Origin of the sequence: Nakamurella sp. PAMC28650 (assembly GCF_014303395.1) — a bacterium.
Classification (GTDB): domain Bacteria; phylum Actinomycetota; class Actinomycetes; order Mycobacteriales; family Nakamurellaceae; genus Nakamurella.
On sequence record NZ_CP060298.1, the window covers coordinates 4,297,217 to 4,314,120 of the forward strand.

Here is a 16,904-nt window from a genome sequence, read left to right on the forward strand (position 1 = left end):
GCGGCGCACGCGCGCGGCAAGGAGCACTTGCCTGCACGCAGGATCGAGTGGGTGAGGTTCGGCCGATCAGTTCAGTCCGGCGACCAGCTGCAGTTCGCGCACGTCCAGCCGGTCGACGCTGCGATCGGCGGCGGCGACGTCGTGCCCGGCCGTGTTCTCGTTCAGGAAGGCGACGCAGACCAGACCGGCGGCTACGGCGGACTGCACACCGTCGACGTTGTCCTCGATGGCGACGCACTGCGTCGGGCTCTCGTCCAACATCTCGAGCGCGTACGAGTACGCGGCCCGGTCCGGCTTCGGCTGTCCCACGCTCGACGAGTCGACGACGACGTCGAAGTCCTGGCGGCGTACCTGGGGGCTCAGCGCCGCCAGCAGCGCCGAGACGTTCTCGCGGGAAGTGGTCGTCACCAGACCGACCTTCCAGCCGCTCTTCCTGGCGTCCCGGATGGTGTCGACGACGCCTTCACGCGGCGCCAGCTCCGACGTCGCCAACGCGTCCTGGAAAATCCTGGATTTCGTCTCGTGCACCGCCCGGGCGTCGACGCTGTGCCCCAGTGAGTGGGCGTAGTCGGCGACTCTGTCCTGCCCGCCGCTCCTGGACAGCATGGTGCGGTAGGTCTCGCGATCCCAGTGCCAGTCGAGGCCGTGGGCCTCGAACGCCTGGTTGAATGCGCGACGCTGGAGTTCGGAGGTGTTGGCGACGGTGCTGATCGAGCCGAACAGGATTGCTGACATCTGGGGTAACCCATTCTGTTGGTGGTCTGCCTGGTCGCAGGCGGGGAAAGTTCCGACCGAGCGCGTGGCCGCGGCGTGGTCAGGTCCGGCGAGAACGACCTGGGCCCAGTTCATGTCGAGCTGACCCTTTCGACGAACGCACCAATCTCCGTACCGGTGGCCGGCAAGGAAGCGCCGGACCGGGGTGGCCGTCACGTTCTGTTCGGTCATCGGTGTCCTCGTTCCATCACTCGGATGATGCCCAGACTTTTCTACCCACACCGGGGCCAAACTCTGCAAATCGTGCAACGACGGCGACTCCCTTCCCTCCCGCCGACGGTGGCCCGCGCCGGGCACCGGTGGTTTTCCCTGGTCAACCTGCGCCGCTTCGGCATGCAACGGATCCGATGTCAGGGACGTCATGATGGGAGATGATGATTGCGAAGTGGGGTGGACAGCAGAATGGGGTCGCCGGTGCGCACGGACGGTGGAAGGTCGACGGTCGAGATCGATCGGCGTCGACTGCCGCTCCAGGACGAGACGACGCCCGCTGACGGGTTCGGGCCTGTCCGGTCCTCGGCCGTGACCGACTCCGGACGACCTGCGGGGACGACGACGACGATCCCGCTCCGGTGGCTGCCGTACGCGCTGTGGGCCTTCTTCGCCGGGGTGTACTCGCTGCTGTCGCTGACCAGGTTCAACATCCTGTCGACGCCGTCGTGGGACAACGCGATCTTCCAGCAGGCGATCAGCGGCTACGCCCACCTTCGGGCTCCGATCGTGGACATCAAAGGTCCCGGCTACAACATCCTCGGCGACCACTTCTCCCCCATCCTGGCGATGCTGGCACCGGTCTTCCGGCTGTTCCCGTACGCGCAGACCCTGCTCGTCGCCCAGGCCGTGCTGATCACGCTGTCCGTGGTACCCGTCACCCGGATGGCCCTGAGGCGACTGGGGCCCGCCGGTGGCGCCGCCGTCGCGCTGGGCTACGTGCTGTCCTTCGGGATCCAGTCCGCCGTCTACACCGACTTCCACGAGATGGCCTTCGCAGCACCGCTGATCGCCTTTGCCGGGGAGGCCTACCTGCGGCGCCGCTGGTGGGCCGCGGCAGCGTGGGCGCTGCCGCTGCTGCTGGTCAAGGAAGACCTCGGGGTCACCGTCGCAGCCATCGGTGTGGTGCTGCTGTTGTTCGCCGGAGCCCGGAGGATCGGAGCAGGGCTGGTCGTCATCGGCGCGGGAGCCTTCGTGGTGGTGCTGTTCGTCGTCATCCCGGCGTTCAACCAGTCCGGCAGCTTCGACTACTGGGGTGCGGTCAGTTTCGGACAGGCGGGCCCCGGTCCGGTGCAAACGTTCTTCACCGGCTGGGACCTCAAGACCGTCACCCTGCTGCTGACCTTCGGGATCACCGGATTCCTCGCGTTGCGGTCCCCCTGGGTGCTGGTCGCCGGGCCGACCCTGGCGTGGCGGTGGGTCGGCCAGAACAACGAGTACTGGGACACCAACTGGCACTACTCGCTGATCCTGATGCCCATCGTCTTCATCGCTCTACTCGACGCGATCGGCCGGATCCGCACCCGGTCACCCGGCTGGTTGCGCCACTACACCGACCACGTTCCCACCGTCGCGCTGGCGGTCGCGGTCGTGCTGATCATGCAGTTCCCGTTGCACAACCTGTTCTTGAGCAAGACGTACCGGCCCAACGGCGCCGACGTCGCCGCGTCGTCCGCAGCCATCGCGCTGATGCCGAGGGGATCGACGGTGGAAACCAACATGGGTCTGATCACCCACCTCGTCACCGACTACCGGGTCTACTGGTACGGAAGCGTCGGGGCGGTGGTCCCCGAGTACGTCCTGATCGACGACCACACCGCGCACGATGCGGCCGGAGTCGTCGACTACGCCCAGCAGCAGCACCCGGGGCACACCTACCAGCTGATCTACGACACCGACGGCTACCACCTGGCGCACCGCACCAGCTGAGCCGGTGCCGGCCGCCGCTTCCGGCAGGCGGTTCCGGCCGCCCGGCTGTGATCAGGACAGGCTGTGATCAGGACAGGGTGCTCTCCAGTCGCCGGGACAGCAGCGAGACGAACGACGCGGGTTCAGCCAGCTCCCCGCCCTCGGCCAGGAGCGCCATGCCGTAGAGCAGGCGTGCGGTGTCGGCCAGCGCCTGGTCGTCCGGTCGCGCCTCCTGAGCAGTCCGCAGACCGGTGACCAACCCGTGGTGGGCGTTCAACTCCAGGATCCGCTTCACCTTCGGCACCTGCTGCCCCATCGCCCGGTACATCTTCTCCAGCGTCGGGGTCAGGTCGCCGGGATCACCGACCAGGCAGGCTGCGGAACTCGTCAGCCGGTGCGAGAGCCGAACCTCCTTGACGTCGTCGGACAACGTCGTCGTCATCCACGCCAGCAGTGAGTCGAAGCCCTTCCTGGTGTCCTCGTCCACGTCGTCGCCGCCCAGGTCCACCTCTCCCCGGGCGATCGAGACGAACGATTTCTCCTCGAAGGACGGCACCGAGTCGACCCAGACCTCGTCGACCGGGTCGGTCAGCAGCAGGACCTCGTAGCCCTTGGCGCGGAACGCCTCCATGTGCGGGGAGTTCTCCAGCGCGGACCTGGACTCGCCCGTCATGTAGTAGATCGCGTCCTGCCCCTCCGGCATCCGCTCGAGGTACTCGTGCAGGGTCGTCGGTCTCGCCGCACCGTCACGGGAGTCACCGGGGCCACCGGATTCGCCGGCGTCCCCGGAACCAGCGGTGTCGGAATGGGTGGTCGCGAACGAGCACACCTCGAGGATCGACTGCTGGTTGTCGTGATCGGAGATCAGGCCCTCCTTGAGCGCCCGGCCGACCTCCGACCACAGCGTCGCGTACTTCTCCGGCTCGTCCGCCAGCATCGACTTGATCGTCGACAGCACCTTGCGCACCAGGCGCTTGCGGATCAGCTGGATCTGCCGATCCTGCTGCAGGATCTCGCGGGACAGGTTGAGCGACAGGTCGTTCGCGTCGACCACGCCCTTGACGAAGCGCAGGTACTCAGGGATCAGGGCTTCGCAGTCGTCCATGATGAACACCCGCTTGACGTACAGCTGCACCCCGCGCTTGCTGTCCCGCATGAACAGGTCCATCGGCGCCTGGCTGGGGAGGAACAGGAGTGCCTGGTACTCGAAGGTGCCCTCGGCCGACAGCCGGATGGTCTCCAGCGGCTCGCGCCAGTCGTGGCTCACGTGGCGGTAGAACTCGGCGTACTCCTCGTCGGACACCTCGTCCTGGGATCGGGACCACAGCGCCTTGCCGGAGTTCACCACCTGCGGTTCGGGCGGCGTCGCCCCGTCCTTCGCGTCGCCGTCCCTGACGTCCGCGGCCATCCGGATCGGCCAGGTGATGAAGTCGGAGTAGCGCTTGACGATGCTGCGCACCGTTGCCGGTCTCGCGAAGTCCTGCAGGGCGTTCTCGGTGTCCTCGGGCTTGAGGTGCAGGGTGACCGCCGTGCCCTGAGGCGCGTCCGGGAATTCGGACACGGTGTAGGTGCCCTCCCCGGTGGATTCCCACCGGACCCCGCTGTGGGCGCCGGCCTTGCGGGTCACCAGCACGACCCGGTCGGCGACCATGAAGCTGGAGTAGAAGCCGACGCCGAACTGTCCGATCAGCTCGGCGTTCTGCTGTTCCGAACCGCCGGATTCCCTGGCCTCGCGCAGCTTGCCCAGCATCTCGGCGGTACCGGACTTGGCGATCGTGCCGATCAGGTCGACCACCTCGGCGCGGGTCATGCCGATGCCGTTGTCCCGGACGGTCAACGAGCGACCCTCCGGTTCGATCTCGAGATCGATGTGCAGGTCAGAGGTGTCGACCTCAAGGTCCTTGTCCTGGTAGGCCGCCAGCCGCAGCTTGTCCAGAGCGTCGGAGGCATTGGAGATGAGCTCGCGCAGGAAGAGATCTTTCGACGAATAGATGGAATGGATCATCAGTTGCAGCAGCTGTCGCGCCTCTGCCTGGAACTCGATCGTCTCGTCCTGGATCGCCTCGGTGCTCATCAAGCGTCACTACCTCTCAGTCCTGCCGGGATGCATGCAACGGCGACGATAGTCGTGTCCGGCGAAATCCTTCGGGTCCACCCTGCCTCTGGGGCCGGCAGCACTCCGCTCCGTCACCGGACCGCGGAGGAGATCGACAACACAGGCGGCAAGATCTCGTCACTGAGGGTAGTATATTTTCACAACGGGGAACCCCGGGCGACATTTTCAGTGCATATGGGAGTCTTGTGACCATTCATGCGGTCCGAACGGGTCTAACGCCTAGTAAGGGCGACCGCCAACCAGGTGAGGCTCTCGTTTACCCAGAGTCACTGGATGCCTCGCGCGAAACCCGGACGGGCGGGAATTGTCCGACGATCACGGCGATGATCACTCTCCGCCACACCCCGCCGTCCTCCGTCGTGGCCGCGCGGATCCAACGTCATGTCGGTCTGGTGGGCGTCCTGGTGGCCGAGCGCCTCCGCACCGTCCCCCGTCACGTCATTCGGGACGACCTGATGTCGGCCGGGATGACGGCCCTGGTCCTGAGCGCCCGGGCCTACGACCCCACTCGCGGCGTGCCGTTCCCGCTCTTCGCCTCGTTCCGGATCCGGGGCGCCCTGCTCGACGAACTCCGGGCGATGGACTGGGCCTCGAGGGCGGTCCGCAGCCGGGCCCGCGACATCGAGACGGCCAGGGCCGAGCTGATGGCCACGCTCGGCCGGGCGCCGCGCAACGACGAGGTCGCCGCAGCGATGGGGATCAGCAGCCGGGAGCTGGACCGGGTGCACTCGGATCTGGCCCGGGGCACCGTGCTGAGCCTGCACACGTTCGCCACCGATTCCCTGCCGGTGAACCCGGTGGACACCGACGGCCGCGCCAACTGCCCGGAAGCCCTCATCCTGCACCGCGAGCAGATCGGATACCTGCACGACGCCATCGCAGCGCTGCCCGAACGCCTGCGGTTCGTCGTCTTCGCGTACTACTTCGAGCAGAGGCAGATGAGCGACATCGCCGCCCGACTGGCCGTCACGCAGTCACGCGTCTCGCAGATGTGCACGGAGGCCACCGCTCTGCTGCGGGACGGGATGAACTCCCAGCTCGACCCGGAATCGATGCCTGCGCTGCCCAACACCGGACGCGCCGCGGCTTCCCGTCGCGCCTACTACCAGGCCATGGCTGCCCGCAATACGGTGGTCGGCCGGCTGGCCATGTCCCACTCCCACGGCGAGGTACGACACGGGGTCTACGCCGAACATGCGGAACTGTCCCAGCGGGTCCGGGCCGGCTGAGGCCGCCGCCCGACCGACACCCCGACCCGTCTCGACACCGCCGCGCGACCGACACCCCGCCCGACCGACACCCGGGCCATCAGTGCTCGCGGATGTTCTTCAGGGTCGACGTGAGCACGTTCGGCACGGCGTTCCACTTCTGATCCGTTGTCCCCGCGCAGGTTTCGACGTCGATCGTCGACCAGGCCGGGATCTCGGCGTTGGGTGCGGACAGTCCCAGGCACATCGTGCCGTTGACGACGGTGTACTTCGTCGAGTAGTTGAGCGAGCTGGACCCTCCGTAGACGGTCCACGACTGCAGGGCACCACCGGTGCAGGACTGGACGGTCACGTAGCCGTTGAGGGACCCCGGGCTGGTCAGGCAGTAGCGCTGCCCGTTGGCCGTGTCGTTGGTGTAGATCGGGCCGGTCACGCTGGCCTGATCGGGCGGTATCGGCAGCGCCGTGAACAACTGGTTCCACTTCACCGCCCCGGGGTACGGATTCTGCTTGCAGGGGTAGTCGATCAGGAAGCTGTGGTTGGGGTCCTGGTTGGTCACGTCCAGGCAACGTCCGAACTCGTTGTAGTTCACCCACTGGGGCAGGGCGGCCGCGCCGGGTCCGACAGACGGGGAGGGGATCCAGTTGGCCGCCCCGGAGCAGCTGCTCAGGACGACCGCCTGACCGGCGGACTGCACGGCGGTGTTCATGCACAGGTCGGGCAGGACGCCGAGGCCGGTCGTCGCCGAGGTCGGCAGCGCGGCCTGGTACTGGCCGTTGTCGTTGTAGCTCCACTGCTGCGTGTACGGCACCACCGGCTGGGTCAACAACGGCGAACACTGGCTCAGCACGACCGCGTCGCCGGTCAGGGCCGGCAGGTGGGCCGAGTTCAGGCACAGGCCGGCCGGGTTGGCCGCGGTGATCGAGGACACCAGCTGGAGGCTGAGGTTCGTGCGGTAGGCGAAGACCTGTTGAGCCGCCGGCGGGCTGCTGGAACTGCACGGCTGGAGCGTCACCGCGGTACCGGCCGGGGCGCCCGCTGATCCGGCGTCCATACAGAGCGAGCCCGACCCGGCGATCTGCACGACGCCGCCGAGGATGTTCACGTTGCTGGTCCGGAACGTGTAGGTCGCGGTGATCGTGCGTCCGGCGGTCGATCCGTTCGTGGCGGTGCCGACGGTCCCGGTCGAGCTGAACCGCGCGAAGGCGGGAGTCGTCGTCCCCGTGCCGGGATCGAAGGTGCCGTAACCGTTCACGCACTTCATCGTGTTGCTGGAGGGATACGGCTCGTTCACCGGGTCGAAGGTGAAGTATTCGACGACGACCGAATAGGCAGCCGGCCCGTTGCTGTTGACGACCCCGGACACCGGTCCGCACGGGAGCTTGCTGCTGTCGCCGATGACGGCGGTGCCTGCGCCGGTGACACTGCCACGGATCGTACCGACGGTCACGTCGATCCCGGCCTGCGCGGCATCGAGGGCCTGGACCCGGGTGCTGTCGAACCGGGTGGTGCGGTCCTGGGTGATGATCATCGGGACCAGCAGGGCACTGAGCATCAGCCCGACCAGCATCACCATCAGCAGGATCGCCATCGAGCCCCGCTCGTCGTCGGCCCCGTCGAACGGGTGCGACCGGACCGGCCTGCGCAACCTCGTCATGGCCGGCCCTGCTGCTGGCAGATCGGGGTGGTCGGCGCCGGCATCATGCTGTTCAACGCGGTGAAGGTGAACGAGGACGTCGAGTTGGTGAGCGAGGATCCCGACCCGGCGGGTGAGATCAGATTGATGGTCAACTGCTGGTAGATCGCGTTGGGCGGCGGCGGCACCACGGTGGCCAGCGCCGGTGGCACCAGGTAGAAGGGTTGGGTCGCCGCGCCGACACCGGCGGCGCCGTTGGTGATGCCCGACGAGATCGGCACCCAGGCACCGGCTGCCGAGGCTGCGCCGTTCACCCCGACCGTCCAGATCCGGCGCTGCAGTTGCTGCGAGACGATGTCCACCCGCAGCTGGTTGCACACTTCCGTACCCGTGTTGGTGACGCGGAGTTCGACGTACCAGTCCCCCGAGGTCCCGACGCCCGGGGTGCTGATGAAGGCGGCATAGCGCACGCTGTTGTCCAGGTTCGAGAAGGCCGTGTTGAGTTGCGAGGAGCTCGCGTTCACCGCCTGGGACTTGTTCATCGCGCTGTTCATCATCACGACCGCCCCGGTGAACATTCCCAGGAAGACGACCATCAGCACCATGCCCACCATCAACTCGATCAGCGAGGTGCCCTCGTCCTGGTGCAGCCGCCGACGGAGCTGACGGAGCCGGCGCGTCATGGCGTCACCGAGTTGGACGCTGCCGACGCCGGGCCGACGCCGACGGAGTTCGTGGCGGTGACGGTGAAGGTGTAGGGGGTGAAACGGATCAGGCCGGTCACGTTGCAGGTCAGACCGGTCGTGGTGCAGGTCTGTCCGCCGGGCGCGGCCGTGACGGTGTACCCGGTGACCGGGGCGCCGCCGTTGAACTTGGGCGCCGTCCAGGCCACCGATGCGCTTCTGGTGCTCAGCCGGGTGGCGGTGACCGCCGTCGGGGCCTGCGAAGTGATGGGCACGCCCCACTTGTTGGCCAGGTACTCCTCGACCGAACGACGCTGCGCGGTGCTGAGGACCTTGTTGAAGGTGATGACGTCACCGACCTGCCCGACCACGCCGCGGTTTAAGACGGTGTTGGACACGCTGGCGGAGAACGACGTCACCGTCAACGACTGATCGGAGGTGATCAGGGCCAGCGGGGTGTTGGCGTTGATCCCCTGGGCTCCGTTGACCCAGTTGAGCGGGCCGACCGTGCCGAACGACCAGTCGTTGGTGTTCGGCGAGTTGCGCGCCGTGCCGTTGCCGATCCGGACGTCGTAGTCCTGGCCGGTCTGGCCGAACAGGTCGACGAGTCCGCCCGACTGTGCGGGGTTGGTGACGTTCGCGGCGACGAACACCGTCTGGTAGGTGTCAGTGGCGTTGACCGAGTTGAGGATGTCGGTGTAGTCGACGAAGTTGGCCGCGCTCAACCCGTTCCAGAGGCTCACGCCCGGTTGGTTCGCAGCGGTCGACTGGATGAAGTTCTCGCCCTGGCCGCTCTTGTCCTTCCAGCAACCGATCGCCGTGGTGGTGGCGGCTCCGAAGCACGTGGAGTTGGCCAGCAGGACGGTCGGGTCCGCGCCGTCGAGCCAGAGCGTCATGCCGTTCCCCGACGACATCACCCCGGGGTAGGGGATGGCGTTGATCGGGGCCGAGGCCGGGCCGGTGCCGAGAGCGTTGGTCGCCGTCACCGTGAGGGAGTAGACAACACCGTCGGTCAGTCCGTTGATGACACAGGTCAGTGCCCCGGTGGTGGTGCAGGATGCTCCGCCCGGGCTCACCGTCGCGGTGTAGCCGGTGACGGCGGACCCGTTGTTGGTCGCCGGGGCCTTCCACGAGACCGTGATCGTGGTGTCGCCGTTGACCACGCCGACCGTCAGCGGCGCGGTCGGAGCGCCGCCGACGACCCAGCTGAAGGCCGTGCTCGACGCCGTCACCCCCGCAGCGTCCGTCACCGTCAGGACGATCCCGCTGGTGGTGCCGGCCGTGGTCGGCGCGGTGCCGGAGATCAATCCCGTGGAGGTGTTCAGCGTCAGCCAGGAGGGCAGGTTCGCGGCCGAATACGTGAACGGTGCGGTGCCGCCGGTGACCAGCGTCGACACGTCCAGGGTGTCGGCCGACCCAGGGGGTGCGGTCTGCGTACCGGGGTTCGCAACGCTCGGGATCGCGTTCACCCTGACGACGAAGGCCGCACTCGGGACCACCGCACCAGAGGCGTCGGTGACGGTCACCGTCACGTTGGAGAAGGTCTGTGCCGCACTGGTGATCGTCCCGGTGATCAGTCCGGTGCTGCTGATCGACAGGGTCGCCGGGCCGTTGTTCAGCACGTACTGGCACGGCGTGTTCGGGCACGTCGTCGACAGCTGCAGCGACACCGACACCCCGACCGTGACGTTCTGGTTGCCCGGCGAGGCCACCGTGGGCCGGGCGAAGACGGTCCAACCAAAAGTGACGCTCCGCTGGATCGAGGTCTTGGCGTCGGTGGCCACCAGCGTGACGGACGAGACGCCCGCCGCGGTCGGTGTGCCGGAGATGACGCCGGCGGGGGTCACCGTGAGGCCTGCGGGCAGCGTCGCGCCACCGGTCCACGCGAACGAGCCCGACCCGCCGGTGACGGACAGCGTGACGGTGTCGGCCACGCCGACCGTGCTGGTCTGCGCGCCGGGGTTGGTGGCGGCGAACGGCGGGTAGTCGATGGTCCAGCTGAAAGACACTGCGCTGGTGCGGTTCTGCGTGTCGGTGACGGTCAGGGTGACGGCGAAGGTGCCGACCGTGGTCGGTGTGCCGGTGATGCTGCCCTGGTTGTTGGACGTCGACAGGGCCAGCCCGGATGGGAGGGTTCCCCGCGGATCCGACCAGGTGTAGCCGGGGCTGCCACCGGAGGCGCTGACGAGCAGTCCGGGGATCGCCGTACCGGTGATGTTGGCCTGGTTGGCCGGTGCGGTACCGGTCAGCGCGGGCACCACGGTCCAGGTGAAGCTCGTGGTGGTGGCCCGACCGAAACCGTCGGTCAGCGTCAGGGTGAGCGAAGTGCTCGGGGTCACCGCGCTGGGGGTTCCGGTGATGCCGCCGGTCGCGGTGTTCAGGAACAGTCCCGCTGGCAGGGTTCCGGCGGTCAGCGCCACCCGGTAGCTCGGAACGGCCACGATCACCGGCGCGAGGTTGACGGTGTCGCCGACCGCCGAGACCTGGTTGCCGGGATTGGTCAGGACCGGGGCGGCGGGCGGCGACTGGTTCAGGTTGAACAGGGGGTCGTCGAAGGTGCTGAGCAGGGTCGAGGTCACGTAGGCGCACAGGGTCGGGGGGCAGCGGGAGCCCGCCCACGTCACGGCGACCACCGCCCGCAGGTAACCGGTGGGCACCGAGGCGGGCACACAAGTGGCGCTGGTCGTCCCGATCGAGAACGCGCAGTAGCTCAGGTAGGTGTTGACGCTGTAGACGACATTGTTGACCGTCTGGAGGACGGCGCTGGTCGGCAACGCGGCAGAGGCCCCGGCGCCCGGCGTCGCCAGCTTGTCGACCGCCTGCTGCGTGCTGGCGGACAGCCAGGGCGACACTGCGCTCGACGCAGCGTTGAACTGGTTGAGGACGCTCACCGCATCACGCCCGTTGAGCGGGTCGGACGACGGGATCGCGCGGATCGCGTCGACCGTCGAGTTGGCGATCTGAGTGGCCGCCTGCGTAGCGCGCTGCTGGGTGGTCGACGCCACCGAGTTGACGAAGAACGTGGTGAAACCGGCCATCACGACAGCGATCAGCGCGATCGCCACCAGGCTCTCGAGCAGGACGAAGCCTTCGTCCTCGAAGGACCGGCCGAAGCGAACCGGCTTCCTCCGCCGGACCGGGTGGCGCTGACGCCGGTCAGCCAGGTACTCGGCGATGCGCCGGTCGGCCGTCGCCAGCCGGGAAGGTCGGCGAGGTCGTCGATTCATCACAGAGTGCCGCCCCGGCTACTTGCCGCTGAGCAGCTTCTGGAGGGCGGCCTGACCGGTGGGCGACAGCGGCGCGGAGAAGATGGTCACGGTCAGGCTCAGCGTGCAGGGACCGTCGATGCCGGTCGCCGTGCCACCACCCGAGGGCGCCAGTTGAATGGCGGAGACCAGGGCCCGGCGCGGCCCGGTCACCTGGAGCGCCTTGAGGAACGCGATGTCGTTCTTGCCGAGTCCGGTGACGACCAGGCTGACCGGGATCTGCATGAGACCACCTGCCGAAGTGGCGGCCGGCGCCGCGGTGGCGCCGGCCGCCGTGCCGGTTTCGGTGGTGGCCGCCGCTGCCGGAGCAGCCACCGCGCCCGCGACCGGTAGCACCCCGCCCACGATGACGCTGGTCAACGAGACCGAGTTCGCCGTGGCCTGCGCCGAGAGCTGCCGGGTGAAAGCCGGAAGCCCCCCGTCGGAAGGCAGTTCGGCCAACGCCGCGGCCAGCCCGGCCCGGGGCGTTGCGACGTTGTCGTTCTCTTTCTTCAGCTTGCTGTTCTTGGCCTGGAGCACGCTGTTCTGCACCTGGGCCGAGTCGGCCTGGTCCCGGATCGACGCCGTGGCCGACAGTTGTGGACTGATCACGAAGAACCACCCGACGACCAGGATCAGGATCGCAACCGCAGCCCCGCCGCCGAGCCAGAGCCGCCGGTTCTGCGAGCGGCCGGTCATTTGCTCACCGGGACGTCGAACCGATGGCTGAGCAACACATTCGTCAGCCCGATCTTCAGGTTGTACGCGGTGCCCGCGGCGTCACTGGCGGAGCGGGTGTTCGAGACCGGGACCAGATCCACCAGGCCGGGGACCGTGCGGAGACGGTCGATGTAGTCGGACAGATCATCGAGGGTCTTCCCGGTGCCGCTCAAGGTGATGCTGCCGATCCGCGGCAGCCCGGAGGTGTCGAGCCCGGCGCCGGCCGACGCGGCACCCGCCACTCCGGCCGCGCTGATGACGATCGATTCCTGGCCGATGGTCATCGTCTTCGGCAGGTTGCTCTGGAGTTGGCCCATCAGGGCCACGAGATCCACATCGCCGGCCATCACCTGGGCGATCTGGCTCTGGACCTGACTGACCGAGCCCTGGATGGCCACGACCCCGTTGTAGCTCCGGCCCTCCTGCTGCAATTGCAGGGTGCGGTCCTGGATCGAGGCGAGATCATCCGTGGCGGATGCCTTGTCGCGCGCCGCCAGGTAGTAGCCGCCGGCACAGACCACCAGCACCGCGACGACGCCGGCCACCAGGAACTTGCGGAGGACCTTCAGCCGGCGTGCGTTGACGAGTTCCGGTGGGGTCAGGTCGGCCGCGGTGCACCAGCCCGGCATGGTGGTCCACAGGGTGCGCTGCTCCGGCGGGCGGCTGCCGTCGAGCCCACCCGGAATCTGCTGACCGGCGGAGTTCTTGCGGAGGCTTACCAGTGTCATCCGCTTCACGCCGCTGCTCCGATGGCCAGACCGAAAGCCACTGCACTGGAGTGCATCTCGGATTCCGCCGTGCCTGGCTCACCGAACGGCCGGCGATTGCCGATGTGCTGCATGGGATCGATCACCGTGACGGGGACGCCGTTCTGGGTCGAAAGCACCGCAGCAAGTCCGGGCAGAGCAGCGGCTCCCCCGGTCAACGAGATCCCCTCCAGAGCGGCCCCGTCACTGCCGGCCCGGAAGTAGTTGATCGAGCTCCGGATCTCGGCCAGCAGCGGACGGATGGCGGTTTCCACCACTGTGGACACGTTGTCGGGTTGCCCGGTGAGGCCGGTCTCGCGCTTGGCGCGCTCGGCCTCCTCCGGACTCAGGTTCAAGTTCTCGACCAGCAGGTCGGTCAGTTCCTGACCACCACGGGCCAGCGTTCGGACCAGTTGCGGCACACCGTGATGGTGGATGACGATCGAGGTCAACTGCGCGCCGAGGTCGATCACCGCCTGCACCTTGAATCGCTGATCGCCGATCGAACGGAGCGCCCCGAACGACGAGAGGTCGACTCGTGCCACCTTCAGCCCGGCCCGCTCGACGGCTTCGACCGCAGCCAGCACCGGCCGGCGGGGGGTGGCGATCAACAGGCCGTTCAGCATCCCGGTCTCAGGATTCGGGGGACCGACCTGCGCGTAGTCCAGGACCACCTCGTCCAGCGGGAGCGCGATGATCTCCCTGGCCTGGAAAGGTAGCGCCTTGGCCCGCTGCTGCGCATTGAGATTCGGGATCTGCAGCGGCCGGACGACCACCTGCGGGTTGGCCACCCCCAGGATCACCTTGGAGCAACTGAAACCGTTGATGGCCCAGAGTTCCTTCAGCGCCTGGGTCACGGCCGCCTGCTCGTTGACGGCGCCGTTGATCACGGCGCCCGGTGGCAACGGCACCGAGCCGAGTCCGTGCACGGTCACCGCCGGGCCCCCTCCGGTCATGCTCAGGGCCAGGATCGCGGCCCGGACCGCGGTGGCGCCCAGATCGATGCCGATGGCGTGGCCGTCGGTGTTGATCGGCCAGGTTCGTCCGTTGGTGCTGTCCCGGTGCTTCATGCGTGCGACCTCATCGCGCGAGCAGTCGACAATCCCATCAGGCGCCCAGCAGGACGCTCGAGTAGAACTCGGTGAGTGCCGGGCCGACGAAGATCGACACCAGTGCACCGGTGATCATGAACGGCCCGAAGGCCACCGCGCTGCGGCCGGAAGCCCGCCCCTGGGCGATCTTCAGGATGCCGAAGATCGATCCCAGGAGAAACGCCGAGAACGCACCCACCAGCAGGACCGGGTACGACACGAAACCCAGTACCCCGCCGATGATTCCGGCGAGCTTGACGTCCCCGAAGCCCATCCCGGCCGGATACAGGAAGGCCAGCGCGAAGTACAGGAGGAACAGCCCAAATGCTCCAACCGCGGCCCGCAGCAGGGCCGCCGGATCGCCCTGCGCCACCGCAGCTGCGGTTAGTAGAACGGCCAGCACCGGGTAGGACGGATAGACGATCGCGTTGGGCAACCGTCCCACGTCGAGGTCGATCAGACTGAGGCTGATCCCCATCGCCGTGAAGTAGAGCACCGCCGGGAGGGTTGCGAGTTGATGTTCCCCCGCAACCCTCACGACCAGCGCGATGAAGATGACTGCGGTGAGTAATTCGACCACCGGATAGCGCACGCTGATCCGCGCCCGGCAGTCGGCACACTTTCCGCGAAGCACCAGCCAGCTTACCACCGGGATATTGTGCCGATTCCGGATCTGATGTGCGCAGGCCGGGCAGTGCGACCCCGGCCGGGACAACGACATCCCGGCCGGGACCCGATGAATGACGACATTGAGGAAAGACCCGATCGCGAGGCCGAGCAATGCGACCACCACGATCAACGGCTCCATGCCGACACTCCTTAAATTACGTGGTCTTTTGACGCTGGGATTTGATGCACCTGCAAAGGTCAGTAGAACCGGCCCAACTATCGCTGTTTCTAAGGTTCAAATCCAGGTTTTTCCCCGGATGTCACCGGCTCCTAGAACGTCTAGCAGGCCGAGTTTGTAAGACCTGCCAGGGTTGTGACCGTCGAAGCGAGAGTTTTCACCGACCCGCCAACCGCACTGTTGTAGCAATATACCTTTCCTGCTCCGGCCGTGTTCGTATCAACGATCACGTAGCTGCTGCCTGCCGTCGCACCGGCAAAGTAATTGAGGTTCGTATTGCTGCTGAGGTTGATAGTCTTGCTCGCACAGGTAACGTCGCCCGTAGCAGTGACAGCGGTACTCGTCGCGAACGTGATGGCAACAGTAGGATATTTCCCGTTGTCAGAATTGCACTGCTCCAGCACGTTGATTGCGTTGCGCATATCCGACTGCGCGGACGCATCGTTGGCGCCCTTGCGGTAGTTCAGGTAGAGCGGGATCGCGATGGCGATCAGCACGCCGAGAATCACCACCACCACGAGCAACTCGATCAGGGTGAAGCCCCTGTCGCCCTTGGCGCGCTTTTCCCAGCGCTTGGAAAGCAGGTTGTGCATGAGAGCCTCCAAGGCTCGAGTAGTGACGGGCCGGGCAACGGTTTTGCCGGTCCGGGTCGGACTTCAATACACCTATCGGTCAGAACTGCACCGACATGAGGAGTCGAAGCAAACTAGTTCGACTGAATGTTCTGGTAGATGGTGAACATCGGCAGGTACAGACAGATCACCATGGTGCCGATCACCAGACCCATGATCACCACCAGCAATGGTTCCAACGCCGAGGTGAGCGAGTCGGTGGCCGTCTGGACTTCCTGGTCGTAGTAATCGGCGACCTTGTCGAGCATCTCGCTGGTCTGCCCGGTTTCCTCGCCGACCTCGAGCATCTGTACCACCATGGACGGAAAGATCGTGTGCTTGGCCAGCGGCCGGGAAATGGTGCTGCCCGTTCGGACCGCGTCCCGGACGTCCCGCATGGCCTCGCCGATCAACGCGTTCCCCGACGTCCCGCCGACGATGTCCAATGCCTGGATCACCGGGACGCCGACCGCGAGCAGCGTGCCGAAGTTACGGGACCAGCGGCTGATGGCCAATTTGGTGTAGAGCTTGCCGAACACCGGGATCTTCAACTTCAGCCGATCGGACTTCAGCCGGAACGCGGCGCTCTTCAACATCGCCCGGCGATAGGAGCGCAGCGCTGCCACCACCACGATCACCACGGTCGGTAGCACCCAGTAGGCGTTGTGGGACAACACCACCAGCACCTTGGTCGGCGCCGGCAGGGAGCCGCCGAGCTGGCTGAACATCTTCTCGAAGATCGGGACGATGAAGATGATGACGCCGGTGCCCATCAGCAACGAGAAGATCAGCACGATCACCGGGTACGTCAGCGCGGACTTGATCTTGGCCCGCAGCTCGGCGTCGGACTCGTACATCTTGGCGATCCGGGCCAGTGCGTCGTCGAGGAAGCCGCCCGTCTCGCCGGCGCCGATCATGTTGATCATCAACAGCGGGAACTGGTCGGGGTGACGCGACATCGCCTTGGACAGCGTGGTTCCGGCCTGGACATCATCCAGGAGTTGACCCACCGCCGCCTTGAGCTTCGGCTTCTCGGTCTGCTCCTCGAGGATGCCGAGCGACCTGGTCAGGGTGAGGCCGGAGGAGGTCATCGAGGCGAACTGCCGCGACAGGATGGCCAGGTCCTTCAGGCTCGTCCGCTTCGCAAAACCCGGGATCTTCAGGTCGCGGCGCAGACCCTCGCCACTGGCCGCCAGCGTCAGCGGGATGAGCTTCTGCCCGCTGAGCGCGACGGCGGCCGCATCTGCCGATTCGGAGTCGATGGTGCCCTTGCGCATGGCCCCGGCTGCGTCGACGGCCTCGTAGGCGTAGGTCTTGGTGGCAGGCAT

At 66.9% G+C, this 16,904-nt stretch carries 13 protein-coding genes; 2 read left to right on the plus strand and 11 right to left on the minus strand.

All coding sequences use genetic code 11. From position 1 onward, the window contains the following. Nucleotides 1–66: 66 nt before the first annotated feature. Nucleotides 67–735, minus strand: a complete 669-nt coding sequence (locus H7F38_RS19495) for an HAD-IA family hydrolase (RefSeq protein WP_187091373.1) — start codon at nucleotides 733–735, stop codon at nucleotides 67–69. Nucleotides 736–1,188: 453 nt separating this feature from the next. Between H7F38_RS19495 and H7F38_RS19500 the strand changes: the two genes are divergently transcribed. Next, complete coding sequence (locus tag H7F38_RS19500; RefSeq protein ID WP_187091374.1) at nucleotides 1,189–2,694, plus strand: DUF2079 domain-containing protein; 1,506 nt, start codon at nucleotides 1,189–1,191, stop codon at nucleotides 2,692–2,694. A gap of 67 nt (nucleotides 2,695–2,761) precedes the next feature. Here H7F38_RS19500 and htpG read toward each other — a convergent pair whose 3' ends face one another. Next, complete coding sequence (gene htpG, locus H7F38_RS19505; RefSeq protein WP_187091375.1) at nucleotides 2,762–4,747, minus strand: molecular chaperone HtpG; 1,986 nt, start codon at nucleotides 4,745–4,747, stop codon at nucleotides 2,762–2,764. A gap of 365 nt (nucleotides 4,748–5,112) precedes the next feature. On the opposite strand from htpG, the gene H7F38_RS19510 reads away from it, so the two are divergent. Continuing rightward, nucleotides 5,113–6,018, plus strand: coding sequence for a sigma-70 family RNA polymerase sigma factor (locus H7F38_RS19510; protein WP_187091376.1), 906 nt, complete (start codon nucleotides 5,113–5,115; stop codon nucleotides 6,016–6,018). Nucleotides 6,019–6,097: 79 nt separating this feature from the next. Here the strand turns inward: H7F38_RS19510 and H7F38_RS19515 are convergent, their stop codons facing one another. The 9 genes from H7F38_RS19515 to H7F38_RS19555 form a co-directional block, all read right to left on the minus strand. Next, entirely contained in the window at nucleotides 6,098–7,654 is a 1,557-nt protein-coding gene (locus tag H7F38_RS19515) for a ricin-type beta-trefoil lectin domain protein (RefSeq protein WP_187091377.1), read from the minus strand. Continuing rightward, nucleotides 7,651–8,316 (minus strand): PilW family protein, encoded by a 666-nt coding sequence (locus H7F38_RS19520; RefSeq protein ID WP_187091378.1) that lies wholly within the window; start codon nucleotides 8,314–8,316, stop codon nucleotides 7,651–7,653. Before H7F38_RS19520 ends, H7F38_RS19515 begins: the two co-directional genes overlap by 4 nt. Beyond that, nucleotides 8,313–11,543 (minus strand): S-layer family protein, encoded by a 3,231-nt coding sequence (locus H7F38_RS19525; protein ID WP_187091379.1) that lies wholly within the window; start codon nucleotides 11,541–11,543, stop codon nucleotides 8,313–8,315. Before H7F38_RS19525 ends, H7F38_RS19520 begins: the two co-directional genes overlap by 4 nt. Nucleotides 11,544–11,561: 18 nt before the next feature. Next, entirely contained in the window at nucleotides 11,562–12,260 is a 699-nt protein-coding gene (locus H7F38_RS19530) for a hypothetical protein (protein WP_187091380.1), read from the minus strand. Continuing rightward, entirely contained in the window at nucleotides 12,257–13,009 is a 753-nt protein-coding gene (locus H7F38_RS19535; RefSeq protein ID WP_187091381.1) for a hypothetical protein, read from the minus strand. The genes H7F38_RS19530 and H7F38_RS19535 overlap by 4 nt, the downstream gene beginning before the upstream one ends. A 5-nt stretch (nucleotides 13,010–13,014) precedes the next feature. Continuing rightward, entirely contained in the window at nucleotides 13,015–14,097 is a 1,083-nt protein-coding gene (gene pilM, locus H7F38_RS19540) for a type IV pilus assembly protein PilM (protein WP_187091382.1), read from the minus strand. Nucleotides 14,098–14,134: 37 nt separating this feature from the next. Beyond that, nucleotides 14,135–14,926, minus strand: a complete 792-nt coding sequence (locus H7F38_RS19545) for an A24 family peptidase (RefSeq protein ID WP_187091383.1) — start codon at nucleotides 14,924–14,926, stop codon at nucleotides 14,135–14,137. Nucleotides 14,927–15,066: 140 nt separating this feature from the next. Beyond that, the gene (locus H7F38_RS26730) at nucleotides 15,067–15,558 is read right to left on the minus strand and encodes a prepilin-type N-terminal cleavage/methylation domain-containing protein (RefSeq protein ID WP_187091384.1); all 492 of its coding nucleotides are present in this window, start codon (nucleotides 15,556–15,558) and stop codon (nucleotides 15,067–15,069) included. A gap of 113 nt (nucleotides 15,559–15,671) precedes the next feature. After that, a complete protein-coding gene (locus H7F38_RS19555) occupies nucleotides 15,672–16,904 on the minus strand; it encodes a type II secretion system F family protein (protein ID WP_187091385.1) in 1,233 nt (410 codons plus the stop codon).